General features: G+C 71.2%; 28 protein-coding genes and 4 pseudogenes. 15 read left to right on the top strand and 17 right to left on the bottom strand.

Translation table 11 applies throughout. From position 1 onward, the window contains the following. Positions 1 to 54 precede the first annotated feature (54 nt). Positions 55 to 447, top strand: a pseudogene (locus ACZZ0J_RS14010) (aldo/keto reductase); the annotation flags it as partial. A gap of 32 nt (positions 448 to 479) precedes the next feature. Further along, positions 480 to 1,055: pseudogene (locus ACZZ0J_RS14005) on the top strand (aldo/keto reductase); the annotation flags it as partial. A gap of 8 nt (positions 1,056 to 1,063) precedes the next feature. On the opposite strand, the gene mgrA reads toward ACZZ0J_RS14005, so the two are convergent. After that, positions 1,064 to 2,107, bottom strand: coding sequence for an L-glyceraldehyde 3-phosphate reductase (gene mgrA, locus ACZZ0J_RS14000; RefSeq protein ID WP_463437441.1), 1,044 nt, complete (start codon positions 2,105 to 2,107; stop codon positions 1,064 to 1,066). 129 nt (positions 2,108 to 2,236) lie between these two features. Here mgrA and ACZZ0J_RS13995 point away from each other — a divergent pair, with 129 nt between their 5' ends. The 4 genes from ACZZ0J_RS13995 (at position 2,237) to ACZZ0J_RS13980 (ending at position 4,350) form a co-directional block, all read left to right on the top strand. Further along, entirely contained in the window at positions 2,237 to 2,692 is a 456-nt protein-coding gene (locus ACZZ0J_RS13995) for an iron chaperone (RefSeq protein ID WP_463437440.1), read from the top strand. A gap of 50 nt (positions 2,693 to 2,742) precedes the next feature. Continuing rightward, entirely contained in the window at positions 2,743 to 3,789 is a 1,047-nt protein-coding gene (locus ACZZ0J_RS13990; RefSeq protein WP_463437439.1) for a YdcF family protein, read from the top strand. A 79-nt stretch (positions 3,790 to 3,868) separates the two neighbouring features. Next, the gene (locus ACZZ0J_RS13985) at positions 3,869 to 4,219 is read left to right on the top strand and encodes a MerR family DNA-binding transcriptional regulator (protein WP_463437438.1); all 351 of its coding nucleotides are present in this window, start codon (positions 3,869 to 3,871) and stop codon (positions 4,217 to 4,219) included. After that, positions 4,216 to 4,350, top strand: coding sequence for a hypothetical protein (locus ACZZ0J_RS13980; protein WP_463437437.1), 135 nt, complete (start codon positions 4,216 to 4,218; stop codon positions 4,348 to 4,350). The genes ACZZ0J_RS13985 and ACZZ0J_RS13980 overlap by 4 nt, the downstream gene beginning before the upstream one ends. Here ACZZ0J_RS13980 and ACZZ0J_RS13975 read toward each other — a convergent pair. Further along, the gene (locus ACZZ0J_RS13975) at positions 4,347 to 4,787 is read right to left on the bottom strand and encodes a MarR family winged helix-turn-helix transcriptional regulator (RefSeq protein WP_463437436.1); all 441 of its coding nucleotides are present in this window, start codon (positions 4,785 to 4,787) and stop codon (positions 4,347 to 4,349) included. The two genes, ACZZ0J_RS13980 and ACZZ0J_RS13975, sit on opposite strands and share 4 nt — an antisense overlap. Before the next feature lie 46 nt (positions 4,788 to 4,833). On the opposite strand from ACZZ0J_RS13975, the gene ACZZ0J_RS13970 reads away from it, so the two are divergent. Beyond that, positions 4,834 to 5,565 (top strand): MFS transporter, encoded by a 732-nt coding sequence (locus ACZZ0J_RS13970; protein WP_463437435.1) that lies wholly within the window; start codon positions 4,834 to 4,836, stop codon positions 5,563 to 5,565. Further along, the gene (locus ACZZ0J_RS13965) at positions 5,541 to 6,074 is read left to right on the top strand and encodes an MFS transporter (RefSeq protein WP_463437434.1); all 534 of its coding nucleotides are present in this window, start codon (positions 5,541 to 5,543) and stop codon (positions 6,072 to 6,074) included. The genes ACZZ0J_RS13970 and ACZZ0J_RS13965 overlap by 25 nt, the downstream gene beginning before the upstream one ends. Positions 6,075 to 6,128: 54 nt before the next feature. Here the strand turns inward: ACZZ0J_RS13965 and ACZZ0J_RS13960 are convergent, their stop codons facing one another. Then, entirely contained in the window at positions 6,129 to 6,827 is a 699-nt protein-coding gene (locus ACZZ0J_RS13960; RefSeq protein WP_194648962.1) for a phosphatase PAP2 family protein, read from the bottom strand. A gap of 89 nt (positions 6,828 to 6,916) precedes the next feature. Here ACZZ0J_RS13960 and poxB point away from each other — a divergent pair, with 89 nt between their 5' ends. Further along, on the top strand, positions 6,917 to 8,641 hold the full coding sequence (gene poxB / locus ACZZ0J_RS13955; RefSeq protein ID WP_159570631.1) for a ubiquinone-dependent pyruvate dehydrogenase: 1,725 nt from the start codon (positions 6,917 to 6,919) through the stop codon (positions 8,639 to 8,641). A gap of 66 nt (positions 8,642 to 8,707) precedes the next feature. Here poxB and ACZZ0J_RS13950 read toward each other — a convergent pair whose 3' ends face one another. Next, positions 8,708 to 9,391 (bottom strand): SDR family NAD(P)-dependent oxidoreductase, encoded by a 684-nt coding sequence (locus tag ACZZ0J_RS13950; protein WP_194648963.1) that lies wholly within the window; start codon positions 9,389 to 9,391, stop codon positions 8,708 to 8,710. Positions 9,392 to 9,493: 102 nt separating this feature from the next. Here ACZZ0J_RS13950 and ACZZ0J_RS13945 point away from each other — a divergent pair, with 102 nt between their 5' ends. Continuing rightward, positions 9,494 to 10,336, top strand: coding sequence for a helix-turn-helix transcriptional regulator (locus ACZZ0J_RS13945; RefSeq protein WP_463437433.1), 843 nt, complete (start codon positions 9,494 to 9,496; stop codon positions 10,334 to 10,336). A 142-nt stretch (positions 10,337 to 10,478) separates the two neighbouring features. Then, positions 10,479 to 12,167 carry a putative Ig domain-containing protein gene (locus tag ACZZ0J_RS13940; RefSeq protein ID WP_463437432.1) on the top strand — a complete coding sequence of 563 codons (1,689 nt, stop codon included), beginning with the start codon at positions 10,479 to 10,481 and terminating at the stop codon, positions 12,165 to 12,167. 21 nt (positions 12,168 to 12,188) lie between these two features. On the opposite strand, the gene ACZZ0J_RS13935 is transcribed toward ACZZ0J_RS13940, so the two are convergent. The 3 genes and pseudogenes from ACZZ0J_RS13935 to ACZZ0J_RS13925 form a co-directional block, all read right to left on the bottom strand. After that, entirely contained in the window at positions 12,189 to 12,488 is a 300-nt protein-coding gene (locus tag ACZZ0J_RS13935) for a Dabb family protein (protein WP_194648967.1), read from the bottom strand. Between the two features lie 17 nt (positions 12,489 to 12,505). Beyond that, a pseudogene (locus tag ACZZ0J_RS13930) lies at positions 12,506 to 13,394 on the bottom strand (SDR family oxidoreductase). A gap of 121 nt (positions 13,395 to 13,515) precedes the next feature. Further along, the gene (locus ACZZ0J_RS13925) at positions 13,516 to 14,247 is read right to left on the bottom strand and encodes a S1 family peptidase (protein ID WP_123671152.1); all 732 of its coding nucleotides are present in this window, start codon (positions 14,245 to 14,247) and stop codon (positions 13,516 to 13,518) included. A 147-nt stretch (positions 14,248 to 14,394) separates the two neighbouring features. On the opposite strand from ACZZ0J_RS13925, the gene ACZZ0J_RS13920 reads away from it, so the two are divergent. Then, entirely contained in the window at positions 14,395 to 14,877 is a 483-nt protein-coding gene (locus tag ACZZ0J_RS13920) for a hypothetical protein (protein WP_463437431.1), read from the top strand. Between the two features lie 16 nt (positions 14,878 to 14,893). Here ACZZ0J_RS13920 and ACZZ0J_RS13915 read toward each other — a convergent pair whose 3' ends face one another. The 10 genes and pseudogenes from ACZZ0J_RS13915 to ACZZ0J_RS13870 all read right to left on the bottom strand — a co-directional run bounded on the left by ACZZ0J_RS13915 (position 14,894) and on the right by ACZZ0J_RS13870 (position 22,164). Then, on the bottom strand, positions 14,894 to 15,247 hold the full coding sequence (locus ACZZ0J_RS13915; protein WP_463437430.1) for a hypothetical protein: 354 nt from the start codon (positions 15,245 to 15,247) through the stop codon (positions 14,894 to 14,896). A 55-nt stretch (positions 15,248 to 15,302) separates the two neighbouring features. After that, positions 15,303 to 15,464, bottom strand: a pseudogene (locus ACZZ0J_RS13910) (HipA N-terminal domain-containing protein); the annotation flags it as partial. After that, positions 15,457 to 15,678 (bottom strand): helix-turn-helix domain-containing protein, encoded by a 222-nt coding sequence (locus ACZZ0J_RS13905; protein WP_185002910.1) that lies wholly within the window; start codon positions 15,676 to 15,678, stop codon positions 15,457 to 15,459. The pseudogene ACZZ0J_RS13910 and the gene ACZZ0J_RS13905, both read right to left, overlap by 8 nt. Before the next feature lie 140 nt (positions 15,679 to 15,818). Then, positions 15,819 to 16,742, bottom strand: coding sequence for an ROK family protein (locus tag ACZZ0J_RS13900; RefSeq protein WP_214547413.1), 924 nt, complete (start codon positions 16,740 to 16,742; stop codon positions 15,819 to 15,821). Further along, positions 16,739 to 17,926: an ATP-binding cassette domain-containing protein gene (locus ACZZ0J_RS13895; RefSeq protein ID WP_463437429.1), complete on the bottom strand. Its 1,188-nt coding sequence runs from the start codon at positions 17,924 to 17,926 to the stop codon at positions 16,739 to 16,741. The genes ACZZ0J_RS13900 and ACZZ0J_RS13895 overlap by 4 nt, the downstream gene beginning before the upstream one ends. Positions 17,927 to 17,931: 5 nt before the next feature. Continuing rightward, a complete protein-coding gene (locus ACZZ0J_RS13890; protein WP_463437428.1) occupies positions 17,932 to 18,426 on the bottom strand; it encodes an ATP-binding cassette domain-containing protein in 495 nt (164 codons plus the stop codon). Then, entirely contained in the window at positions 18,426 to 18,818 is a 393-nt protein-coding gene (locus tag ACZZ0J_RS13885; RefSeq protein ID WP_463437427.1) for an ABC transporter permease, read from the bottom strand. Before ACZZ0J_RS13885 ends, ACZZ0J_RS13890 begins: the two co-directional genes overlap by 1 nt. Positions 18,819 to 18,829: 11 nt before the next feature. Continuing rightward, the gene (locus tag ACZZ0J_RS13880) at positions 18,830 to 19,318 is read right to left on the bottom strand and encodes an ABC transporter permease (protein ID WP_463437426.1); all 489 of its coding nucleotides are present in this window, start codon (positions 19,316 to 19,318) and stop codon (positions 18,830 to 18,832) included. Beyond that, positions 19,315 to 20,274, bottom strand: coding sequence for an ABC transporter permease (locus tag ACZZ0J_RS13875; RefSeq protein WP_131844871.1), 960 nt, complete (start codon positions 20,272 to 20,274; stop codon positions 19,315 to 19,317). Before ACZZ0J_RS13875 ends, ACZZ0J_RS13880 begins: the two co-directional genes overlap by 4 nt. Before the next feature lie 93 nt (positions 20,275 to 20,367). Next, complete coding sequence (locus tag ACZZ0J_RS13870; protein WP_463437425.1) at positions 20,368 to 22,164, bottom strand: peptide ABC transporter substrate-binding protein; 1,797 nt, start codon at positions 22,162 to 22,164, stop codon at positions 20,368 to 20,370. Between the two features lie 216 nt (positions 22,165 to 22,380). On the opposite strand from ACZZ0J_RS13870, the gene ACZZ0J_RS13865 reads away from it, so the two are divergent. From ACZZ0J_RS13865 to ACZZ0J_RS13855, 3 genes are read left to right on the top strand one after another with little or no spacing between them, the layout of a single operon-like run. Then, complete coding sequence (locus tag ACZZ0J_RS13865; protein ID WP_111085915.1) at positions 22,381 to 23,565, top strand: ROK family protein; 1,185 nt, start codon at positions 22,381 to 22,383, stop codon at positions 23,563 to 23,565. Beyond that, a complete protein-coding gene (locus ACZZ0J_RS13860) occupies positions 23,558 to 25,114 on the top strand; it encodes a M81 family metallopeptidase (RefSeq protein ID WP_463437424.1) in 1,557 nt (518 codons plus the stop codon). The genes ACZZ0J_RS13865 and ACZZ0J_RS13860 overlap by 8 nt, the downstream gene beginning before the upstream one ends. Then, the gene (locus ACZZ0J_RS13855; protein WP_463437423.1) at positions 25,111 to 25,851 is read left to right on the top strand and encodes a copper homeostasis protein CutC; all 741 of its coding nucleotides are present in this window, start codon (positions 25,111 to 25,113) and stop codon (positions 25,849 to 25,851) included. The genes ACZZ0J_RS13860 and ACZZ0J_RS13855 overlap by 4 nt, the downstream gene beginning before the upstream one ends. The last annotated feature ends 41 nt before the right edge of the window (positions 25,852 to 25,892 follow it).

Below are 25,892 nucleotides of genomic sequence, written 5' to 3'. Positions count from 1 at the left end.
CGTGGCGCGCATGGAACAGCGACGCATGGGGCGCACGGGGCGCCCGTCAGCTCGCTGACGCTCGGGACGCGTGCCGTCGCCGGCGTCGCGGCCCACGACCCGTCGGCCGGAGTGACCCTCGTGCTCGAGGCGCTCACCCGCGGCGTGACGTCGGTCGACGTCTCGGACGCCGACGGCGCGGGCCTGGCCGAGACGGCTGTGGGCGCGGCGATCGCCGGACGGCGCGAGGACGTGTTCCTGTCGGTGCGGTTCGGCGCCCCGGTCGACCAGGACCCGGCGCACCGGGGCAACGGGCGGCGGTGGATGTTCCGTGCCGTGGAGCGGAGCCTGCAGCGACTCGGCACCGACGTCATCGACCTGTACCAGCCGGCGCTGCCGGACCCGGCGACGTCGCTCGACGAGACGCTCGACGCCCTCGCCGACCTGGTGGCACAGGGCAAGATCGGCGCCTTCGGCCTCCCGGGTTCCCAGCCGAGGAACTCGTCGAGGCGCAGTGGCTGCGGTCCGGGTCGAAGAGCGCCACCGCCACCCACGTGCCCTACTCGATCCTCACCCGCACGGCGGAGCGCACGGTGTTCCCCGTCGCCCGGCGGTTCGGCCTCGGGGTCCTGGCCGGAGCACCCCTCGGCGGCGGCTGGCTCGCGGGCACCTACCGCAACGGCACCGTCCAACCTCGTTCACCGCACGTCGACGAACAGCCGGACGCGTACGACATCGGCGCCCCGCGGAACCGTCGGAAGCTCGAGGTCGCCGACCGGCTCGGACGCCTGGCCGACGACGCCGGCTTCACGGTGTCGGAGCTCGCGGTCGCCTTCGCCCTGACCCACCCGGACGTGTCCTCGGTGGTGATCGGGCCGCGCACCGTGTCGCACGTCGACGCCTACGTGCAGGCTTCCGAGATCGTCCTCGACGACGGGCTGCTCGACGCGATCGACGCGATCGTCGCGCCGGGCACCCACGTGCTCGAACGGGACACCGGGTTCGCCCTGCCGGCGCTCAGCCGCGAGCGACTGCGCGGTCGGACCCCGGTGGGCGCCGGACCGAACCGCTCGTAGGGCCGGGGTCAGGAGACGTCGCCGGCACGTGCTCCCGCCCACAGGTCGACGTCGGTGATGCCGACGGAGTGCTCGTCGATGGTGCGGAGCTCCTCGTCGGTGAACGAGGTGTTCGCCAGCGCCGCGACGTTGTCCTCGAGCTGCGACACCTTCGACGCCCCGATCACGAGCGAGGTCACCCGCTCGTCACGGAGCGCCCAGGCCAGGGCGAGCTGCGCCAGGGACTGTCCACGAGCCGCGGCGACGTCGTTCAGTGCCCGGAGGTGCCCGACGACCTCCGGGGTGATGCTCGAGGCGTCGAGCGACTTGCCGGCGGCGGCTCGGGAGTCCGAGGGCACCCCGTCCAGGTACTTGCCGGTGAGCAGGCCCTGCGCGAGCGCGGTGAACCCGATCACGCCGAAGCCGAGCTCGCCGGCGGCGTCGAGCAGCCCCTCGGTCTCGATCCAGCGGTTGAGCATCGAGTACGACGGCTGGTGGATGAGGAGCGGGGTCCCGAGGTCGCGCAGGATCGCGGCGGCCTGGCGGCTGCGTTCCGCGTCGTACGACGAGATGCCGACGTAGAGCGCCTTGCCCTGCTGGACCGCGGTGTGCAGCGCACCCATCGTCTCCTCGAGCGGGGTCGAGGCGTCGAGGCGGTGCGAGTAGAAGACGTCGACGTAGTCGAGACCCGTCCGCTGCAGGGACTGGTCGAGCGAGGCCAGCACGTACTTCCGCGAACCGCCACCCTGACCGTACGGCCCCGGCCACATGTCCCACCCGGCCTTGGTCGACACGACCATCTCGTCGCGGTACGGCCGGAAGTCCTCACGCATCAGGCGCCCGAAGTTCACCTCGGCGGCTCCGTACGGCGGGCCGTAGTTGTTCGCGAGGTCGTGGTGCGTGATCCCGAGGTCGAAGGCGCGACGGCTGATCGCGCGCTGCGTCTCGAACGGCACGTCGTCACCGAAGTTGTGCCAGTACCCCAGGGAGAGCAACGGCAGGTCGAGGCCCGAGCGGCCGGTGCGGCGGTACGTCATCGAGTCGTAGCGGTCGTCGCTGGCGATGTAGGTCATGGACCGAGCCTGCCACCGGCACCATCGGACGAGCGCAACGAGCGCGATCGGACGAGCGCGACGAGCGCGACGAGCGCAGCACGCGCGATCGGGTGCATGATCGTCGCACCGACACGGAAGGGCACGACCATGGCACGGACGACGACGACCGAGGGCACCTTCACCGACGAGGAACGCGCGGCGATGCAGGAGCACGCCGCCGAGGTCAAACGCACCCGCGGTACGAAAGGCACCAAGGCGGAGAAGGCGGCAGCGGACGCCGCTGCGGTCGAGGCGAAGATCGCGGAGATGCCCCAGCCCGACCGCGGGCTCGCGGAACGCATCCACCGCATCGCGCTCGAGGTGTCGCCCGACCTCGCACCGAAGCTCTGGTACGGCATGCCCGCGTACTACAAGGACGGCAAGGCGGCGTTCTTCTTCCAGGACGCCGCGAAGTTCAAGGCCCGCTACGCGACGCTCGGGTTCCAGGACTCGGCCGCGCTCGACGACGGGACGTTCTGGCCGACGTCGTGGGCGATCACGCCGGAGTTCTCCGAGGCGGATGAAGCGACCGTCGCCGATCTGATCCGCCGGGCGGTCTCCTGATCCCCGACCGGTAGCGTGGAGCGCATGACCGCGCTCCGTACGGCCGACCGATGACCGCCGTGGGTGCGCCCGCCCTGTTCGCGCTGGTGTTCCTGCTGTTGTACGTCGTGAGCAGGCGGCGTGACCCGCGGATGCTCCGCAACGGGGTGTTCCTGACCGCAGCCGCGTTCTTCGCGCTCGCCACGGCCGTGACCGCCCTGACGCTCGTGGTCCCCGGGTTCAGTCTGCTCGTCGGCACCGTGCTGCTGCTCGTCCCGCTCGCGGTGGTCGTCCTCGGTGTGGCGCTCATCGCGAACGGGTTCCGGATGCTCCGCTCCGAGGGGCGCAGCCTCGGCAACACGCTGTCGCTGGTCGCCGGGGTGCTCGTGTTCGTGCTGCCCGCGGTCGCCATCGCACTGTTCGTGTCCGCCAGCGGCGAGGGCTTCACACTCTGGGACGGCACCCGGATCGCGGTCGCCGTGCTGATGGTGTTCGTCTGCGGGTACTTCGCGGTGTCCCTCATCGCGTTCGCCGTGTACTCCGTGGTCTACGGCCGGATGCGCCACGGGACGGTGCCGGACGCGATCGTCGTCCTCGGTTCCGGGCTGATCCGCGGCGAGGTGCCGCCCCTGCTCCGAAGCCGTCTCGACCGGGCGCTCGTGGTCTACCGCGCCGAGCGGGCCGCCGGGCGCCGGCCGCTGTTGATCCCCTCCGGCGGGCAGGGCGACGACGAGCCTCGCCCCGAGGGCACCGCGATGGCCGAGTACCTGTTGGCGAACGGCGCAGATCCCGAGGACGTCCGGCCCGAGACCGAGTCACGCAACACCCGTGAGAACCTGCGGTTCTCGCGCGCCGTGCAGGCCGAGGCCGGGCGCGACGGTCAGGTCGTCGTGGTCACGAACAACTACCACGTGCTCCGCGCCGCCACCCTGGCCCGGCGGCTCGACCTGCCGGCACAGGTGGTGGGTTCGCGGACGGCGCCGTACTACGTGCCGAGCGCGTTCCTGCGCGAGTTCGTCGCGGTGGTCGTCGAGCACCGGTGGCTCAACGTGGTGGCGTGCACGCCGTTCGTCCTGTTCACCGCGTTCCTGCTCTGGGAGTCGTTCCAGCAGCGGTAGACGTGACCAACGGACGGACGGGAGGCCCGTGGCGGGCCCGCCACGGGCCTCCCGTCCGAGCCACCGCAAGATCTCGACCATGGTCGAGATCCAGCCGCCCCGCCCGACCGACCTGCTCCCGATCGGCGAGATCGTCCGACGCACCGGCGTCGCCGCGTCGGCCCTGCACTTCTACGAGCGCAAGGGCCTGATCCGCCCCGAGCGCACCGACGGCGGCACCCGCATGTACCCGCGACACGTCGAACGGCGGATCGCGATCATCCAGGTGGCGAAGCGCCTGGGCATCCCGCTCAGCGAGGTGGCCGAGCAGTTCGGCACGCTGCCGGCCGACCGGATGCCGTCCCTGCGCGACTGGAACCGGCTGAACGAGCGGTGGCGTGCGCGACCCGGGCCCGCCAGCTGGAACTCGAGCGGCTGCAGCAGGAGATGACGCAGTGCATCGGGTGCGGCTGCGTCTCGCTCGGGGCGTGCTCGGTCGTGAACCCGGGCGACGCGCTCGGCGACGAAGGCCACGGCGCTCGGCGGCTGCTGCCGATCGAGGACGACGCGCCGCAGGACTAGACCCCGCGCAGCCCCTCGTCGATCCGGTCGAGCAGCGCGAGCGCCTCGGGCACCCCGTGATCGTCGTCGCCGAGCGCGGCGCGGAGCTTGCCGGCCCAGTGCGCGCGGAGGCGTCCGATGCTCTCCCGCGCCACGTCGGTCGAGTGCAGCTGCACGGTCCGCGCATCGTCCGGGTCCTGCCGACGTTCGACCATCCCCTTCTCCACCAGGGACCGCAGCGCGACGCTGAGGTTGCTGCGCTTGAGTGCCGTCGCCTCGGCCGTTGCGCTCGGCGAGGTGCCGGGGTTGCGGTCGACCCAACGCATCACGAGCGCTTCGGTCCCGGTGAGCGGCACGATGTCGAGCGCCCCGGCACCGTGCGGGTCGATCTCCCGCGAGATCCGCAGCACGACGTCGGCGAGGTCGGCGAGGACGTGGTCGGACACGGCGGAGTGCATGTCCGTACTGTACCGAGGATCGGCAATGAGTTATGCTTTCATAACAATGACCACGGACACCGGAACCATCCGCGCGCACGCCGCGACACCCACGACCAGGCAGCAGGGCATCACGACACCGCTGCTGCTGGTGCTCGGCCTGCTCAGCGCCGTCGCCCCCTTCGCCACCGACCTGTACCTGCCGGCGTTCCCGCAGATGACCACCGAGCTCGGTGCGAGCGCCACCACCGTGCAGCTCACCCTGACCGCGTTCCTGGTCGGCGTCACGGCCGGCCAGCTCGTCTTCGGCCCGCTGTCCGACCGGTTCGGCCGCGTGCCGCCGCTCATCGCCGGCGCGGCACTGTGCGTCCTCGCGAGCGTCGCCGCCGTGTTCGCACCGAACATCGGCGTGCTCATCGCGGCTCGACTCCTGCAGGGCCTGGGCGGTGCGGCCGGCATGGTGATCAGCCGTGCGGTCATCTCCGATCTCGCGACCGGCAAGCCCGCAGCCCGCGCGTTCTCGCTCATGATGATCGTCGGCGGGGTCGCCCCCGTCGTCGCTCCGCTGCTCGGTGGCCTGCTCACCGGTCCGATCGGCTGGCGCGGCCTGCTGTCGATCGTGCTCGGTCTGTCCGTGGTCATGCTCGTCGCGGTGCTCGCCGTCATCCGTGAGACCCACCTGAAGGCGCACCGCGACGTGCTGCGCGAGGAGCGGAAGGGCTCCGGTTCGCCGCCCGCGCGCTGCGCTCCCGCACCTTCCTCGGCTACATCGCCGTGTTCGGCTTCGCGTTCGCCGTGATGATGGCGTACATCTCCGCCTCGCCGTTCCTGTACCAGGACATGATCGGGCTCGGCACCGTCGGCTACGGCCTGGCGTTCGGGCTGAACGCGCTGGCCCTGATGGGTGTGAGCATCGTGTCCGCCAAGCTCACCGAGACGCGTTCGGTCACCGGGGTGCTGTCGCTCGGCATCGCCCTGGTGTTCGCCTCGACGGTCGCGTTCGCGCTGCTCGTCGTCTTCGCGGCGCCCGTGTTCTGGCTCGCGGTCCCGCTGTTCACCGCGGTCGGGTCGCTCGGACTGGTGCTCGGCAACGCCACGGCACTGGCCCTCGGCGCGGTCCCCGCCGCTGCCGGCAGCGCGTCGGCCGTACTCGGTGCGCTGCAGTTCGGGCTCGCGGCGCTGGTGTCCCCGCTCGTCAGCATCGGCGGCTCGGTGACGGCGGCACCGCTGGCGATCGTGATGCTCGCGTCCGCCGTGGTGGCCGTCGTGGCGCTGCTCGTCGCCCGGGGACGCACCCGCCTGGCCTGACCCGGTACGACGTCCTCGACGTCGTACGACATCGAGGACGTCGTACCGAGTCGGTCACCGACCCCGCAGGAACGGGATCCGCGGCATGAGCCAGTCGACCCACACCACCCGCACCCCCGGGGCCACGGCGAGCGCCCACAGGATCGAGGCCACCGCGTCGGTCGGGTAGTGCACCGCGTCGATCGACACCGAGAAGAACACCACCACGATCGCGACGACCCCGAGCGTCCGTGCGAGTCGGTGCCACCGGGTCTCGCGCAGCAGCCAGATCAGCGCGATCACGAACGCCGTGATGTAGACGGTGTGCCCGCTCGGGTACCCGGGGTCGGGCTGCACCGGGAACGGGTGCGGCAGCACCGCGACGTCGGGCCTGGCGCGGTGGACGATCTCCTTCACGACCGCGGACGGCACCCACGTGATGGCGATCGTGCCGCCGAAGGCCAGGGCCGGGCGGAGACTCCGGGTGCGCCACCAGATCACGGCCACGACGACGACGGTGATCCCGATCGCCGGGCCCGGACTGATGACGTGGTAGACGGCGGTGGTGAACGCCCCGATCGCGCCGGTGTGCAGGGCGTTCAGGGCCTTCGACAGTCCGAGGTCGACCGTGCCGAGGGCGAACCCGACGAGCGTGATGACGACCACGGCGATGACCGCGATCGCGACGGAGACGAGCGGGTAGGGCGACGGCTCGAGGATCCCGGTGCCGTCGGACTCCGGTCGGCGGGGGCGGAGCAGCGGCGCGTCGGTCATCCGACCATCGTCCCAGCCCCGACTCCGACCACGGGCCCGGCGAGCCTCTGAAAGCACTCAGCGCAGCCGCCCGCGAGTAGACAGGAAGCATGCCAACCGTTGCCGAGAACATCGTCGCCACCCTCCGCAAGAACGACGTCGCCCGCGTCTACGGCCTGCCGGGGGACTCCCTCAACGGCTTCACCGACGCCCTGCGCAAGGACGGCACGATCCGGTGGGAGCACGTCCGCCACGAGGAGGCCGCTGCGTTCGCCGCGAGCGCCGAGGCCGAACTGACCGGCGAGCTCGCGGTCTGCGCCGGCAGCTGCGGTCCCGGCAACCTGCACCTCATCAACGGGCTGTTCGACGCCAACCGGTCGCGCGTCCCGGTCCTCGCGATCGCCGCGCACATCCCCACCGCCGAGATCGGCTCCGGCTACTTCCAGGAGACCCACCCGCAGGAGCTGTTCCGCGAGTGCTCGGTCTACGTCGAGTACGTCGCCGACCCGACCCAGATGCCCCGCCTGCTCGAGATCGCGATGCGCGAAGCCGTCGAGAAGCGCGGGGTCGCGGTGCTCGTGATCCCCGGCGACGTCCTGCTCGCCGAGGCGAAGGACGACCGCACCACCCGCATCGAGCGCACGACGCCGCGCATCGTGCCGAGCGAGGCCGAGCTGCTCCGCACCGCCGAGCTGCTGAACGGCGCCGACAAGGTCACAATCCTGGCCGGCGCCGGTGTCGCCGGGGCCCACGACGAGGTCATCGCGCTGGCCGAGCGCCTGCAGGCCCCGATCGTGCACGCCCTGCGCGGCAAGGAGCACATCGAGTGGGACAACCCCTACGACGTCGGCATGACGGGTCTGCTCGGCTTCGCGTCCGGGTACCGCGCGATGGAGGACGCCGACGTCGTGCTCATGCTCGGCACCGACTTCCCGTACCAGCAGTTCTTCCCCGCCAAGGCGAAGCACGTGCAGGTCGACATCCGCGGGTCGCAGCTCGGCCGGCGACACCCCGTCGACATCGGCCTGGTCGGCACCGTCAAGGACACCGCCCTCGCGCTCATCCCGCTGCTGACCGGTTCGCACCCGACGAAGCACCTCGAGGAATCGCTGAAGCGCTACCGGAAGACCCGCGAGAAGCTCGACGACCTGGCCGTCCCCGCCGGCAAGAAGAAGCCGCTGCACCCGCAGTACGTCGCCCGGGTGCTCGACCGGATCGCCGCGCAGGACGCCGTGTTCATCCCGGACGTCGGCTCCCCCGTGGTGTGGGCGTCGCGCTACCTCACGATGAACGGCAAGCGTCGTCTGATCGGCTCGTTCGTGCACGGCACGATGGCGAACGCCGTCCCGCAGGCGATCGGTGCGCAGACGGCGTTCCCGGACCGCCAGGTGATCGCCCTCGCGGGTGACGGCGGGCTGACGATGCTGCTCGGCGAGCTCATCACGATCGTGCAGAACAAGCTGCCCGTGAAGATCGTCGTGTTCGACAACTCGTCGCTGAACTTCGTGGAGCTCGAGATGAAGGCCGCCGGGTTCGTGAACTACGGCACCGAGCTGCAGAACCCGGACTTCGCCGCGGTCGCCGAGGCGATCGGCATCAAGGGCTTCAAGGTCGACGTGTCCGACGACTTCGAGGACGCGATGGCCGCCGCGCTCGCGCACGACGGCCCCGCGCTCGTGTCCGTCCGCGCGAACCGGCAGGAGCTCTCGATGCCCCCGGCGGTCACGCTCGAGCAGGCGAAGGGCTTCACGCTCTACGCCATCCGCACGGTGCTGTCCGGTCGCGGCGACGAGCTGCTGGACCTCGCGTCGACCAACGCGCGCCAGCTGCTGTAGACGCGACCGCACGGCGGACGGGAGGCACGGTGCCAGCTGGCACCGTGCCTCCCGTCCGTCACGACGTCACCACCCGAGCGGCTGTCCGTCCTCCAGGAACACGCCGGTCGGGCCCTCCGGGCCCACGCTCGCCGCAGCCGCGACGGTCGCGGCGCTCACCTCGACGGGGCGACCGTGCGGGTTCGGCACCCCGCCGAGCTCGGTCGCCGTGTAGCCGGGCTCGAGGACGACGAAGCGCACCTCGGGTGCGATGCGGGCGTACTGCACCGTGAGCATCGAGACGGCCGATTTGCTCGCGCCGTAGACCGCGGCCTGCACGGTCGACGCCGCGCTGTCCGGGTCGTGGACCGCCGTGAACGAGCCGAGCGCGCTGCCGACGTTGACGACGAGGGGGCTGGTCGATCGGCGCAGGATCGGCAGCGCGGCCTCGGTCGTGCGGACGATGCCGACGGCGTTCGTGTCGAAGACGGCGAGCGCGTCCGGTCCGTTCAGACCCCACATCGCGATGCCGGCGTTGTTGACCAGGACGTCCAGGCCGCCGTTCGCGGCGATGTGCGTGAAGGCTGCGGCGACCGAGTCGTCGTCGCGGACGTCGAGCTGCACGGAGCGTGCGCCGATCTCGGCGGCGACGGCCGCGCCCTGGTCGGCGTCGCGAGCGCCGATCCAGACGGTGTGGCCGGCTGCGACGAGCTGGCGGGCGGTTTCCTTGCCGAGGCCACGGGTGGCGCCGGTGATGAGTGTCGTTGTCATGGGTCCAGCGTCGCGCTCGACGCGGGTCGGCAGGGAGTCGCCCGGTTGTCGTAGGACTGGTGGGGCCAGGACGGGGCCGCGACGTGCGCGCAGACTGGTGGCATGGCGGACACGGACTTCGGGCACACCCTGCGACGGCTCCGCGACCACGTCACCCCCGCGGCCGCCGGCATGACCGTCGGGCCGCGGCGTCGCGCGGCGGGGCTGCGGCGTGAGGAACTCGCGGGCCTCGCGGGGATCTCCGCCGACTACCTGACGCGCTTGGAACAGGGTCGCGCGACGTCGCCGTCCGCCCAGGTGGTCGAGGCGCTGACGCGTGCCCTCAGGGTTCCGGACGCCGAACGGGAGCTGCTGTACCGGCTCGCCGGGCACGCGACGCCGGGCGCGGACGTCGTACCGTCGCGGATCCCGCCGAGCGTGCAGCGGTTGCTCGACCGGCTCGCCGACACCCCCGTCGCGGTGCTCGACGCCGCCGGCAACCTGCTCGTCGCAAACGCTCCGCACGAAGCCCTGATGGGGCCGATCGGCGGGATGCGCGGGAACGAGCGGAACACCGCATGGCGGCACCTGGTCGGCTCCGGCAGCCGCGCCGTGCACACACCCGCGGAACAGGCGGCGTTCGAGGAGAACCTGGTCGCCGGACTCCGCATGACCGCGGCCCGCTACCCGCTCGACCGGCAGTTGCAGCGGCTCGTGCAGGACCTCCGGGCGGCGAGCCCGCGGTTCGTCGAGCTGTGGGACTCGGGTGCGACGACCCTGGGCGAGACGGCCCGCCGCAAGGTGATCGACCACCCCGACGTCGGGCTCGTCACGCTCGACTGCGACACCCTGGTGGTCGGGCCCGAGGACCTGCGGATCCTGGCGTACACGGCCGTGCCGGGGTCGGTGGACGCCGAGCGGTTGGCGCTGGCGATCGTGCTGGGGACGCAGTCGTTGGTGGAGTGACCGCTCGCCCCCAATTCGTGGGGGATGCTCGCGACGTGGCCCTCAGCCCGTTCCAAGGTTGGCTACGATCCGAGAGCGCCGGCTTCCGGCGATCTCAGACGTCCGGTCTCCTGCCGGACTGCACACCCGAGGGGACCCACCCGTGCAGCACAGCACTGCAACACTTCGACGCGCCTGCGCGATCGCCGCAACCATCGCCGTGATCGGCCTGAGCACCGGCTTCGGCGCGTTGACGGCCACGACCGCCTTCGCCGACGAGCAGCCCGTCGCACCGACGACGACCGCGACCGCGTCCCCGGCGCAGGGCACTGACAGCACGGCCGACGGCGCTGACGAGTCGGCTCCGCCGGTTCCCGGGGCGACGTCCACGCCGACGGCCGAGGCGACAGCTGATCCCACCGCGGAATCGTCCCTGCCGGTCAGCACGTCGGCCGCGACTGCGACTCCCGATCCCACCGCGCCCGTCGCAGCCGAACCGGCCGCTTCGCCGACCGCGACGATCACCGGGGACGCGACCGTCGGCAGCACCCTGACCGCGATCGGGCACGACTTCACCGGCGACCTGGCCTACGCGTGGACCAGCGGTGACACGTCCTTGCCGGTCACCGCCGACTCGTACGTCGTCGCTGCCTCGGACGCCGGCAAGACCATCCGCGTCACGATCACCAGCGACACCGACGAGTCCGCGACGACCACGACGGCCGTCGTCACGCAGGAGGCGACCTTCCCGGAGGCCTCGACCGAAGACGACCCGATCACGTTCTCCGCGGTCGCCGGTGAACGCTTCACCCACACGTTCGCCGCCGAGGGCTTCCCCACACCGACGTACTCGGCTGCGTACTACTCGCTCGACGATCCGTACGCGAGCGAGGACGACGGTGACGAGTCCGGGTACCTGCCGTACGGCCTGTCCCTGGACCACGCCACCGGCGCGCTCTCCGGGACGCCCCGCTACTCCGGCACGTACGCGTTCCGCATCGTCGCGACGAGCGGCACCACGACCGCGTCGCAGTACGTCAACATCACGATCGACGCCGCCGCACCGCTCGGCGTGGAGGTCAACGCCGAGGACAAGGACACCTTCCTCACCGCGCACTCCACCAGCTGGGTCATCGAACGCGACGGCACCGTCTGGACGTTCGAGAACGAGACCACCCGTCAGCCCGACGGTGGGTACATCGGGTTCGGGGTCGGGTTCGAGGGCGGCCAGCCCACCATCGACCAGGGCGGGACCCTGCTCGTCAGCGGCCACCTGGTCGACCGCTTCGGCAACGAGGTCGACGACGCCGACGGCTACCCGGTGCCGTTCACGGTGACCTCGGATCACCCTTCCGACGTCATCACGCCGAGCCGCGATCCGTGGGTCGCGACCGACGTCACGTTCCCCGAGGCGTCGACGCACTCCTCGAGGTCGCCTCGAGCGGGTTCGCGACCGCCTTCACGGTCGTGGTCCAGCCCACCGCCGCTCTGGCTGTCTCCCCCACGGGCACGGTCGCCACCCCGACCGCCACCACCGGCGAGCTCGCCTACACGGGCTCCGACGCGATGCACCTGCTCCCCTGGGCCGGCGGGCTCGCCGTCACCGGAGCAGCGGTCATCGCGCTGCAGGCCTCCCGCCGCCGGAAGCAGCACTGACGTGGGCGCGAAGAACCTCATCCCCGAAGCCACGCTCGTCGCCTACCTGGTCGGCGTGCCCCTGGCCGTGATGGGTGCGATCGCGGCGTTGATCCTCGGTGGCGTCGAAGGTGCCGTGGTCGGAGCGTCGGCGTTCGTCGGCGGCATCCTGTTCGTGTGCACCGGCATGATCGTCAGCACGATCGACCGGCGCTGATCCGTCGTCCGGCGCTGCCGGCTACGCGGCGTCCTCGACGTCGAAGACCACGACCCGGGCACTCGCCCCGCCGATGAACTCGGCTACCGGCCGGTGCTCCGGGTGCGGCAGGTACCCGGCGAGCGCCTCGCGGTCGCGGAACCGGACCACGAGCATCCAGTGGAACCCGCCCTCCAGCCCCTCGGTGCTCACGCTCGTGCCCGACTGCACGGACTCGACACCGTCGATCCGTGGCAGGTGCTCACGCGAAAGCGCCGAAGCGTCGGAGGACCGGTCGGCCCCGTCCCACGCCACCAGCACGGTGTGCGTCACTGCGGACATGTCAGTACCTCCGAATCTCAGAACGCGGGCGTTCCGCCGGCGATCGTGATCGTGGACCCCGACTGGTAGCTCGACTCCGGGCTCACCAGGTGCACGTACGCGGCACCGAGCTCGGCGGGCTGACCGGGCCGGCCGAACGGCGAGGTCTCGCCGAAGTGCGACACCGTCTCGGCATCGTCAGAGCCCGGCTGCAGCGGCGTCCACACCGGCCCCGGTGCGACGGAGTTCACGCGGATGCCCTTCGGCGCGAGCTGCTGGGCGACGGCCTCGGTGAAGAGCTTGATCGCGCCCTTCGACACGGCGTAGTCGATCTTGTCGGCCGACGGCGTCGACGCCTGGATCGAACCGGTCGTCACGATGGTGGAGCCCGGCTCGAGGTGCGGCACCGCTGCCTTGGTCAGCCAGAACAGCGAGTAGATGTTGGTCTTGAACGTCGAGTCGAACATCGACGTGTCGAGGGTCAGGATGTCCTCGTTGCTGTCCATGCGGCCGGCGACCATGACCAGGGTGTCGAGACCGCCGAACTCGTCGACGCCCTTCTGCACCAGGTCGATGCAGTACTGCTCGTCGGAGATGTCCCCGGGGAAGAGCAAGGCGCGACGTCCCTCGGATCTCGAGCAGGTCGCGGACCTCTTCGGCGTCCTCCTGCTCGTCCGGCAGGTAGGACAGCACCAGGTCGGCTCCCTCACGCGAGAGGGCGATGGCGGCGGCGCGACCGATGCCGGAGTCGGCGCCGGTGATGATGCCGCGGTATCCGGTCAGCCGCTCCCGGCCGACGTAGCTCTCCTCGCCGTGGTCGGGCTTCGGGTCCATCTTCCACGCGGCACCGGGCAGCGACTGCTCCTGCTTCGGGTACGGCGGGGCCGGGTAGAGGGTGTTCGGATCGCGCTTGTCGTACTGACTCATGCGTTCCACTGTCGTCGTCGCGCGTGGACGCGCGTTCAGCCGCTGCGGTCCTGGGACACGGCTGATGACGGACGGGAGGCCCGTGGCGGCGTCGCCACGGGCCTCCCGTCCGTCACGTGGTTCAGACGCCGGCCGTGGTCCGGATCCAGGACGAGGCCTGCGACAGCAGGGCGTAGTTCGAGCCGGCCTTGGTGTCGGCGCCGGGGTCGGCGCTGTCACCGGTGGAGCAGACGGCGACGACCTTGCCGTTCACGAGCAGCGGGCCGCCGGAGTCGCCGTGGTTCGAGGCACCGGTCACGCCAGTGAGGTGCTGAGCACGACCGCTGTACGCGTCGGTGCTCGCACCGGTGAGCGAGACGGTGGCCTGGTAGAGCCCGTCGGACTGGGTCGCGTTCGCGCGCAGGCCGTAGCCCTGGATGGTGCCGGTCCCGCTCGACTTGGCGGTCGCGGTGAGGTCGAGGGGCGCGTAGGTGGACAGCGAGTAGGCGGTCCGCAGGTGCACGAGTGCGATGTCGCCCGCGGGCGAGGCGCTGACGCGGTCGACGGCGACGGCGGTGCCCCGGTTGGTCGTGGAGTTGGAGTGGTAGACGTTCATCGCACCGATGCCGTCGATGCAGTGACGGGCGGTGAGGATCCACGAGGCGTTGATCTGCTCGCCGGTGCAGTTGCTGACGTAGCCCGACGGGATGGAGCCGCCCGACGCTTCGAGCTGGACCGCCCACGAGGTGGTGGGGGCCTTCTCGCCACCGACGACCTTCGTGCTGGCCGGCAGTGCCGAGGCGGGTGACGCGGCGAACACGCCCGCGGTGATGACGGCCGCGGCGGCGAACGCGGCTGCGATGGACTTCTTCATGACGACTCCTCTGTCGGGGAAGCACCTGACCCGTTGCGCTGTGCAACTAGGCAGCATCCTGACCCTCGTTCGAGGGCCGCACCAGTCCGCACTTCGACGGACCCGGTCGCCCTAGGATCGTGTCGACCGGGAAACCGAAGGGGCGACATGAGCACGAACACCGCGCGGAAGACGCGCCCGACCGTCGTCACCATCGCGTCCGGCATCTGGTGCGCCGTGGTGCTCGTCCGCCTCGGGTTCCTGGTCGTCGCGGTGGTGCACACCGACGGTGGGCTCGCCGTCGCACTGGTCGGCTCCTTCATCGGCCTCGCCTTCGCGGCCTTGTTCGTCTGGCTGGCGATCCGGATGGCCCGCGGATCGGCGTCCGCACGGCTCTGGCTCGCGATCGTCGCCGGCTTCGCCGTGGTGAACACCGTGGTCGGGCTCGTGCTCGGCGCGGGGGCCGCAGGCTTCCTCTACCCGACCGCCCTCGTCGCCGCGACGGTCCTGAGCTACCTGCCGTCCACGCGAGGGTTCTTCCCGAAGACCGAGCGCCGCGATCGCCCCGCCGAACCCCGCACGATCGGGTGGGACCCGGCGACCGGTGAGCGGATCACCGAGCCGGCACCCACCGACGGACCCGCCGGCTGACGGATCAGCGGTCCCGTCAGCGGGTGCTCCAGAACGAGATCGACCGACTCTCGTCGCGGATGACGATCGTGTGCGACGCCGCACGGTCCGCGACGGGCCGGTTGCCCTCGCCGCCGTACCAGTACGAGACGTACCGGCGCTGGCTCGGCGACCAGCCGACGACCTCGACCTTGTAGCGTCCGGGGCTCAGCACCGCGCCGAAGGTCCCGCCCCGACCGGGTGACCAGTAGCTCAGGTGTGTGTCGAACGTGCTGCCGATCGACTCGCCGTACACGTGGACCGTGGCGCCGGTGAAGTCGGTGTCGAGCTGTGGGTTGAGGATCCCGGTGAGGGTCACGCCCCGGGTCGAACTCGCATCGATGCCGTCCACGACCGTCTCGGTGCGAACCCCGGCCTGGTGCGCGACCCGGACGTACGAGCGCTCCGCGGTGGAGCCGGGTTCGCGGTGGAAGCTTCGACAGCGACAGCGGGGTGGCGGACGGGCGGGGACGGTAGGCCTCGTCGTACGTGAAGGTGGTGTTGCCGGTGGCGTTCATCTCGAAGGCACCGACCGGCTCGCCGTCGAGGAACGCGCGGAGCTCACTCATCCGCAGCCGCAGCCTCTGCGTCGAGGACCAAGCCGAGCACGGTGAGCGCATCGAGAGCGAGTCGGAGCTGCGCGGTGCCCTTGCCGTTCTCGAACTCGTTCACCCACCGGCGACTCACACCCATGCGCTGCGCCAGCTCCCCCTGGGACCACCCGAGCTCCACCCGGCGCTCGTGGACGGCATCGCCCAGCGCCAGGACACTGTCTACACGCACGGGGCACCTCCGGAGCAACTGATCGCGGCAACTCAACTGTAACCGATCGATTACACAGTCGCACTGTAACCGATCGATTACAACTGACTCGTGTAACCGATCGGTGACAGCCTCCACTCGGAGATCACACGCACGAAGCCCTAGACCGACTCGGCCTCCGGCACCAACGCCCGCACCTGCGACGCAGCACCGAGCGCCACGGCGTCCGACCCGAGGGTGGACTGCGCCAGCCGGATCGTCGCGCCGCTCACCGGGGGCTCGGCCGCGATCGCCGCGGTGATGGCCGGTTCGAGCAGATCCCACGACCGCGCGATGCCGCCGCCGATCACGATCGTCGTGACGTCGAGGATCCCCGCGGTGAGCAGGGCGGCGCGCGCCAGTCCCCAGCCCGCGGCCTCGAAGACGGCAGCGGCGTCCGTGTCACCGGCACGCGCGGCGACCGCGACGTCGCGCGCCGACAGCCGCCGGCCGGACCGTTCGGCGTACCGGTCGGCGATGCCCCGCGCGCCCGCGATGGTCTCGAGGTGCCCGATCTGTCCGCAGGTGCACAGCGCGTCACCGAAGCCCGGCACGTGGCCGATCTCACCGGCGGCCCCGCGCGGCCCCGCGAACAGCCGTCCGCCGAGCACGAACGCACCGCCGACCCCGGTGCCGAGGGTCATCCCGAGCACGTCGGACTCCCCCGCGACGGCACCCGTGGCGATCTCGCCGAGCAGGAACGCGTTCACGTCGTTGTCGAGCGTCGCCGGCACGCCGAGGGCGTCGTTGACCGCGCGGGTCACGCCGTAACCGGCCCAGCCGGTGAACGAGTTGCCCGTCACCAGGACGGTGCCCGTGGCCGCGTCGACCACGCCGGCCGCGCCCACCCCGACACCCGTCAAGGAGGCCCGGTGCCGGACGAGCAGGCCCGTCACCGCCCCGACGGCGGCCGTCACGATCGCCGCCCCGCCCGCGTGGGCGGGCGTCGGCAGGTCGACGCGGTCGATGACCTCGAGGTCCGGGGTCGTCAGCACGACCTTGGTGTTCGTGCCGCCGACGTCGACGCCGGCGATCACCCGGTTCACGCGGTCACCGCCGCGAGCGAGGCGAGACGCTCCGTCCGACGCTGCCGTTGCAGGACGGGGTCCGGCACGGGTACGGCGGCGAGCAGGCGTCGCGTGTAGTCGGTGGTGGGGTGGAGCAGCGTCGTGCCGGTGGTGCCCTGTTCCTCGACGACGCCCTGGCGCATCACGACGACGCGCTCGGCGAAGTGCTGCACCACGGCCAGGTCGTGCGAGACGAACAGGCACGCGAAGCCCAGGTCGTCCTGCAGTTCGCCGAGGACCTCGAGGACGGTCTCCTGCACGCTGACGTCGAGCGCCGAGGTCGGTTCGTCGGCGACGAGCAACCGCGGCTCGAGCACCAGGGCGCGGGCGAGTGACACCCGCTGGCGCTGGCCGCCGGAGAGCTCACGGGGTGCACGCGAGGCGAGCGACCGCGGCAACCGGACGGCGTCGAGCACCTCGTCGATCCGCCGACGACGGTCCGCCGACGACATCCCACGGCGGTGCACGGCGAGCGGTTCGGCGATGCACTCCGCCACGGACATCCGGGCGTCGAGCGAGGCCACCGGGTCCTGCAGCACGACGCCGATGCCGGACCGGAGCGCCCGACGATCACGGCCACGGGCGCTGCGCAGGTCCTGCCCGAACAGCGACACGGTGCCGGACGTCGGCGTGATGAGCCCGAGCGCCACCCGGGCAGCGGTGGACTTGCCGGAGCCGGACTCGCCGACCAGGCCGACCGTCTCGCCCGCGTGCACGGCGATGTCGATCCCCTGCAACGCGTGGACGGCGCGCGCCCCGCGCCCGAACGTCACCGTGACGTTCCGCAGGTCGACCACCGGGGCTGCACCGGGCCTCCCGGCCGCCGCGTCAGCGGACCCCGCGTCGACCGCAGCGGCGGGACGGTCGCCCGCCACGTCGAGCCGCGGCACCGCGGCGAGCAGCCGCTTCGTGTACTCGTGCTCCGGACGGAGCAGGACGTCCTCGACGCTGCCGGTCTCGACGATCTCGCCCTGCAGCATGACCGCGACGCGGTCTGCGAAGTCCGCGACGACGCCCATGTTGTGCGTCACGAGCAGCACGCCCGTGCCGGTGTCGACAGCGAGCTTCCGGAGCAGTTCCAGGATCTCGGCCTGCACGGTCACGTCGAGGGCGGTCGTCGGCTCGTCCGCGATGAGCAGCTTCGGCGAGTTCGCGATCGCCATCGCGATCACCACGCGCTGGCGTTGCCCACCCGAGAGCTGGAACGGGAACGACCGGCCCGCTGCTCCGGCGACGGGATCCCGACGCGACGGAGCAGGTCGACGGCCTCGGCCGCGGCCTGCGCGGCGGTGACCGTTCGGTGGTTCCGGATCACCTCGGCGATCTGCGCGCCGACCCGGGTGAGCGGGTCGAGGGCCGTCGCGGGCTCCTGGAAGACCATCGACACCGTCGAGCCCCGCAGGGCACGGAGCGACGGTTCGGGAGCGCCCACCACCTGGTGCCCGGCGACGAGCGCGCTGCCCGTCGCGGTCGCGTTGCCGGAGAGCAGCCCCATCGCGGCGAGCGCCACCGTGGACTTGCCGGAGCCGGACTCGCCGACCAGGGCGAGCGTCTCGCCCGGCGCGACCGAGAGGGACACGCCCCGGACGGCCGACACGGTGCCGGACTCGGTGCTGAACGAGACGCCGAGGTCGGTCGTCCGCAGGATCGGTTCGGTGGTCATCAGCGGCCCCTCACGTCGAAGGCGTCCCGGAGTCCGTCGCCCACGGCGTTGAACGCGCAGACGATCAGGATCACGGCCAGACCCGGCGGCACGATGAGCCACCAGTGTCCGGAGTACGCGGCGGTGAGTCCCGCCGAGAGCATGCCGCCCCAGTCCGTCGCGGGCGGCTGCACGCCGAGCCCGAGGTACGAGACGTAGGCGACGAGCAGGATCGCGTCGGCGACCTGGAAGGTCGCGGCGACGACGATCGTGGACACCGAGTTCGGCAGCAGGTGCTTGCCGATGGCGCGGGCGTGCGAGCCACCGATCGCGCGCAGGGTGAGCACGTAGTCGCGGTTCTTCAGCGTCAGGGTCTCGGCGCGGATCAGGCGGGACGGCACCAGCCACGACACCAGCCCGAGGATCAGGATGAGCCCGGCGACACCAGGGTCGTGATGGCCGAGATGACGAGCAGGATGAACAGCGCCGGGATCGCGATGCCCGCGTCGACGACGCGCATCATCAGCGCGTCGACCCAGCCGCCGACGTAGCCCGCGACGGAACCCCACAGGGTGCCGACGACGGTGGCCAGGACCCCGGCGGCGATGCCGACCATGAGCGAGACCTTGCCGCCGTACATCAGCCGGCCGAGCACGTCGTGGCCGACGGCGTCGGTGCCGAGCCAGTGCGCCGCGCTCGGACCCTGGTTGGCCTGCTCGAGCAGGGTGTGGGTCTGGTCGGTCGGGTACAGGAACGGCCCGACGAAGCAGAACAGGACGATGACGACGATCACGGCCAGGCCGATCACGGCGAGCGTGTTGCCGCGGAACCGGCGGGCGGCGAGTCGGAACCCGGTGGCCGCGACGGTGACGGGGGCGCCCGGGGCCTCGGGTGCCAGTTGTACGGCGCTCATGCGCGGCTCGCCTTCACTCGCGGATCGATGAGGGACTGGGCGACGTCGGCGAGCAGGGTGCCGATGACGGTCGCGATGGAGATGACGAGGACGCAGCCGAGCAGCGTCGGGTAGTCCGACGACTGCGCCGCGTTCCAGAACAGGAGCCCCATGCCGGGGTAGTTGAACAGCTGCTCCGTGACGAGGGCGCCGCCGAACAGCACGGGCAGGTAGTAGCCGAGCATCGCGACGACGGGCGTCAGCGAGTTCCGGAACACGTGCCGGCGCAGGATCGTCATCGTCGAGGCGCCACCGGCGCGGGCGGTGCGGACGTAGTCCTCCTGCAGGTTCTCGAGGGTCGAGGCCCGCATGTAGCGGCTGAACACGGCGATCATCGCGAGCGCTCCGGTGACGACCGGCAGGACGAGCCCGGCGGGGTCCTGGAACACCTCGGCGAGCGTGGTGCCGCTCGGCGCCTGCGACGGCAGCCACGGCAGCTGCTGGCTGAACACGATGATCAGGATGAGGCCGAGGAAGAAGGCCGGCGTCGAGTAGAAGACGAAGGCCAGCGCGGTGGCGGCGTAGTCGACCGCGCCGTTGCGGCGGGCGGCCTGGAGCATGCCGACCGGGATCGCGACGACGAGGCCGAGGACGGCGGAGATGCCGGTGAGGACGAGGGTCTTCGGCAGGCGCTCGGCGATGAGCTGCGACACCGGCTCGTTGAGCGTGTACGAGGTGCCGAGGTCACCGGTGAGCAGGCGGCCGAGGAACCGCAGGTACTGCACCGGCAGGGCCTGGTCGAGTCCCTGCGCCTGGTTGAACGCGGTGATCTGCGCGGGCGTCGCGGAGACGCCGAGGACACCGCGGGCGGGCCCGCCGGGCAGCGCGTGCAGCAGGCAGAACACCACGATCGTGACGATGAGGATCACCGCGAGCGCCTGCAGGACGCGCCTGGTGAGGTAGAGAGCTGTGGTCATGCGGCTTCCGATGGTCGGATTGGAGACGTGCGAGGGACGGGAGGCGCGGTGCGCGTCGGACGCGCACCGCGCCTCCCGTCCGTGGTCACGGTCTTACTTGTTCCACTTCCACTGGGCCGGGTGGAAGTTGGCGAGCGAGTCCTGGTCGAACCCGGACAGGCCCTTCTTGACGACCGAGATCTGGTAGTCGGGGCTCGGCAGCCAGATCACCGGCAGGTCCTTCGCGACCGCGGCGCTGTAGTCCTGCACGGCGGTGGCGTCGGTCGAGGTGGTGGTCGCGTCGATGAGGTCGTCGACCTGCTTGTTCGAGTAGCTGCCGAAGTTCGCCGAACCACCGGTCTGGAAGAGCGACTCACCGGTCGGGTAGGCCGGGAAGTACCAGCTGCCCGCGGTGCCGAAGAACGACAGGTCCCAGTCACAGCTGGCCTCGTCGCTCGTGCAGGTCGGGGTCTGCGACAGCACGCTCGACACCGGCGCGGTCTTGATCGTGAAGCCGATGCCGGTCTTCGCGAGCGAGGACTGGATCGCGCTCATCATGTTGTCGGTCACGGTCGAACCGGACTGCGACAGCACACCCATGGTGAACTTCGTGCCGTCCCGCACACCCTCGCCGCACTGATCCGCCGACGTGCCGGGGTCGGTGCAGACCATCGTGCCGCCCTGCTCCTCCCAGCCGTGGCTGGTCAGCAGGTCCTTGGCCTTCGACGTGCTGAACGGGTACGGGTTGTCCTGCTGCACGTCGGAGACGTAGTCGGACTCCTGCGCCTGCGGGATCGGGCCGTAGGTCGAGGTGGCGGTGCCGTTGAAGACGACCTTCGACAGGGACTTCTGGTCGATCGACATCTGCACGGCCTGGCGGGCGTACAGCTGCTTGAAGACGGCGCCCATGTCCGGGTTGTTGAAGTTGTACGGCATGTAGGTGATGGCCCAGCCGGTCCACGGCTCGACCTCGTAGCCCTTCGCCGTGAACGAGGACTCCTGGTCCATGTCCGTGGCGTTGATGTAGCCGTAGTCGACCTCGCCGGAGCGGACCGCGTTCACCTCGGCGTCGGCCGTCGTGAACGGCAGCAGGTTGACGGTCGTGATCGAGGGCTTCTCGCCACCGTCGTACTTCGTGTTCGCCGTGAGGGTGACCTTGCCGGCGGTGGTGAACGCCTTGACGCCGTACGGACCGGAGATGGTCTTCCACAGGTCGTCGGTGGCGTAGTCCGAGATCTTGCCCGCCGCGGTGTTCAGGTACTTCCAGACCTGCTTCGCGCCGGCGGTGGTCTCGTCGGCGTCGGTGACCTTCGCGCTCGCGCTCGTCTTGTCCCAGGCGTGCTGCGGCAGCGGGATGATGTGGCTCAGCTGGTTGGCGAGCATCCAGTCCGAGTTGTACGCCTTGTCGAACGTGATCGTGAAGTGGGTGTCGTCGACCGCCTTGAACGACGTCCAGTTGTCCGGCGCCTTGCCCTTCGAGTACGAGCCCCACTGGTCCTTGTTCGCCTTGATCAGGTTGAACCAGAACTCGACGTCGCGGCTCGTGATCGCCTCGCCGTCGGACCAGTGCCGGTCACCGAGGGTGATCTCGACGCTCTTGCCGTCGTCGGCGAACTCCGCGTCCGTGGCGACGGACCCGTCCTTGTTCCACGCGATCTTGCCGGTGGAGCCGTCGTACGCGACGAGCGGCTCGTACAGCGACTGCGCGATGGAGCCGTTGTTCGTGTTGAGGTGCGCGGCGGTGCCGATCGGCAGGATCCAGTTGGGCGTGAAGTTCGCAGGAAGGGCGTAGTCGATCTCGTCCGGATTCGCGTTCGAGGTGGCGGAACCGCCCCCGGAACATCCGGCGAGCAGGGCGCTCACGGCGATCGCTGCTCCGGTGAGGAGCGCCCAGCGGCGGGGCTTGGTCATGTGTGTCTCCTGGTGCGTGGGAGTTCTGGGGAGGTGGAGCACGCGTGCCGAGCGGCACGGACACAGTCAATGGCCAAAGCCGTTGGAAAAACAAACATCTTCGTGTAAAAACTGCGTTTCTGCCGTTTGGACGAAAGGGTGAACGGGCCGTTCCGCCGGTTAGGCTCCGGGTGTTCGGTCGGTTCGGCCGTCGTTTCCCCCGGATTGGAGAAAGTCGTGACGGACCTCTCTGCTCGCGTCCTCGAACTCGTCGCGTCGGGTCAGGCCGCGAGTCGCACCGAGATCGCCACACTGCTCGGCGCCGCTCCGTCGACGGTGTCGCACGTGGTCACCCAGCTGCTGTCGCACGGGCTGCTCGCGGAAGAGGGCACCGACGTCTCGACCGGCGGCCGTCCCCGCAAGGTGCTCCGCATCGGCGGCGTCGACGAGTACGCGGTCGCCGCCGACGTCGGCGGTGGGCACGCGCGGGTCGGGATCGTGCTGCCGGGAGGCGCGCTCGAGTCCGTCGCGAACGTCCCGTTCGCGCTCTCCGACGGTCCGACCGCCGGCCTGCAGCGGTTGGCCGGCCTGCTCGAGCGGCTCGCCGACGACCGGGGCCGCGCCGGTCTGCGCGGGGTCGGTCTCAGTCTGCCCGGACCCGTCGACGTCGAGGCCGGTGTCGTCGACCTGCCGAGTCGGATGCCGGGCTGGAACGGGTTCCCGGTGGCCGCCTGGTTGTCCGACCGCTTCGGCCTGCCGGCGATCGTCGACAACGACGCGAACTGCATGGCCGCCGGCGAGCAGAGCGTGCAGCCTCCAGGACGCCGGCAGACCATCACGATCAAGGCCGGGTCGGCGATCGGCGCGGGCATCGTCATCGACGGCCGCCTGTACCGCGGGTCCACGGGCTCGGCCGGGGACATCACCCACGTGCGGATCGACGCCGCCGGTGACACCCCGTGCTCGTGCGGGAACACTGGGTGCCTCGAGACCGTCGCGTCCGGAGCTGCCCTGGTGCGGATCCTGTCGGGCGCCGGGGTCGACGTCTCCTCGACCGCCGACGTCGTCCGACTCGCCTCGGACGCCCACCCCGAGGCCACCCGTGCCGTGCGCCTGGCCGGTCGGTACCTCGGCGAGGTGCTCGCGGCCAACGTGAACTTCTTCAACCCGGACGCCGTCTACCTGGGCGGCATCCTCTCCACCCTCGACCCGTTCATCGCGGCCGTGCGCAGTCAGCTCTACGAGAGCTGCCACCCGCTCATGACGCAGCACCTGGCCATCGAGCCGGTGTCGCTCGGTGCCGATGCCGGGCTCGTCGGTGCCGGCCAGTTCGCACTGCAGCGGGGCCTCGCCGCCTCGCTCGAGGAGCTGTCCACCCCCATCCCGCAGTCCACCACCAGGAACAGGAGCGTCCGTGTCTGAGACCGTGTCCGCCACCCCCGCCGTCCCCGCCGGTGCCCGTCGTCCGGTCGTCGCCATCGCCGGGCTGGCGATCGAGACGTCGACCTTCACCCCCACCCGCACCCACGCGCCGGCGTTCCACCCGGACCGTGGCGACGAGGTCGTGGCGCGGTACCCGTTCCTGTCCGCGATGTCGGACACGGCGGACTTCCGCGGGGCGCTCATCGGGCACGCGCTGCCCGGCGGCATCGTGGACCGCGACTCGTACGAGGAACTCGCGTCGGAGATCGTCACGCGACTGCGCGCGATCGTCGACGCCGAGCACGTGGACGGCCTCTGGTACGACATCCACGGCGCGATGGTCGTCGAGGGGCTCGACGACGCCGAGGCGGACCTGCTCGGCCGGATCCGTGCGGTGATCGGCCCGGACGTCATCGTGTCGGCGTCGATGGACCTGCACGGCAACGTCACGCGCGAGCTCGCCCACCAGGTCGACCTCGTCACCTGCTACCGGATGGCCCCGCACGAGGACGCCATGGAGACCAAGGAACGTGCCGTCCGGAACCTGGTCGACGTGCTCACCACGCGTCCTGCCGGAGCGCAGCGCCCCGTGAAGGCCTGGATCCCGATCCCCGTCCTGCTGCCCGGGGAGCAGACCTCGACCCGCCTCGAACCCGCCGCCTCGCTGTACGCCCAGGTGCCGCTCGTCGAGCAGACCGACGGCGTGCTCGACGCCGCGATCTGGGTCGGCTACGCCTGGGCGGACCAGCCCCGCGACCAGGCCGTCACCGTCGTCACCGGGTGGGACGAAGCCGCCGTCGCCGCCGGGGCCGAGCGCCTCGCCCGTGCCTTCTGGGACGTCCGTGAGGACTTCGTCTTCGTCGCCCCCACCGGCACGTTCGACGAATGCCTGGCCGCCGCGCTCACGCCCGGCGCCGCACACCCGTACTTCGTGTCCGACTCCGGCGACAACCCCACCGCGGGCGGCTCCGGCGACATGACCTGGGGGCTGACCCAGGTGCTCGCGAACCCGGCCTTCGCGAGCGCCGACGGCCCCACCCTGATCTACGCGAGTGTCCCCGGCGCCGCCGCCGTGGCGACCGCAGTCGAGGCCGGTGTGGGTGCGACCGTCACGGTGACCGCCGGTGCGTCGGTCGATGCCGTGCACGCCGGACCGATCACCATGACCGGCCGGGTCCACGCGATCAAGCACGGCGACCGCGACGCCGAGACCGAGGTCGTGCTGCAGGTCGGCAGCGTCTTCGCGATCCTGACGAAGCTGCGCAAGCCGTACCACCACGAGCACGACTTCACCGACCTCGACCTGGCACCACGGCAGGCCGACGTCGTCGTGGTGAAGATCGGGTACCTCGAGCCGGAGCTGTTCGACATGGCCGCCGACTGGATGCTCGCGCTCACCCCGGGCGGTGTCGACCAGGACCTGCTGCGCCTCGGGCACCACAGGATCGAGCGGCCGATGTTCCCCTACGATCGAGTGTTCCCCGAGGCCCCGGACCTGACCGCCAGGATCATCCCGGCCTCGGACCAGCCACTCGGAGCCTCTGCATGACCCCTTCGCCCGTTGCACTCGAGATCGCGGTCACGTCGCCGCAGGGTGCGGTCGTCGCACGGGACGGCGGGGCCGACCGGGTCGAGCTCTGCGTCGGGCTCGAGCTCGGCGGGCTGACTCCGTCGCAGGCCCTGGTCGAGACGACCCACGAGACCGGGATCCCGGCGCACGCGCTGATCCGGTGCCGCCCCGGCGGGTTCGTGCACACCCCCGACGAGGTCGAGCTCATGGTGCGCGAGGTCCGGACGGTCCTGCGCTCCGGTGCCGCCGGCGTCGTCGTCGGTGCGCTGCGCCCGGACCGGACCCTCGACGAGGACGCCCTGCGCCGCTTCGTCGACGCCGCCCGCTCGGTCAGCACGACCGCCGAGATCACCCTGCACCGGGCGATCGACCACGCGGTGGACCCCGTCGCGGCAGCAGCCACGCTCGCGGCGCTCGGCTTCACCCGCGTGCTGACCTCCGGCGGCGCTCCCACCGCAGGAGCCGGCGCTGCCACGATCGCGCGGATGGTCGACGCCGCCGGGCCGGTGCAGGTCATGGCCGGTGCCGGTGTCACCCCGGCCGACGTCCCGGCGTTGGTCGCGACGGGTGCCGCCGCCGTGCACCTGTCGGCCAAGCGTGCCGCGCCGGACAGCGCGCACGCCGGGGTCCCGATGGGCGGGGCCGACGACGGTTCCGCGCACTTCGTGACCGATGCCGAGGTCGTCGCGGCCGCCCGACGCGCCCTCGACGCCTGACACCGAGCCCGCGTCAGCCGCGACGCCCCGCTCGGTAGCAT

This window comes from Curtobacterium sp. AC272 (assembly GCF_979258155.1).
Note: the sequence above shows the minus strand (reverse complement) of the source record. Positions and strands in the feature narration are given on the sequence as shown.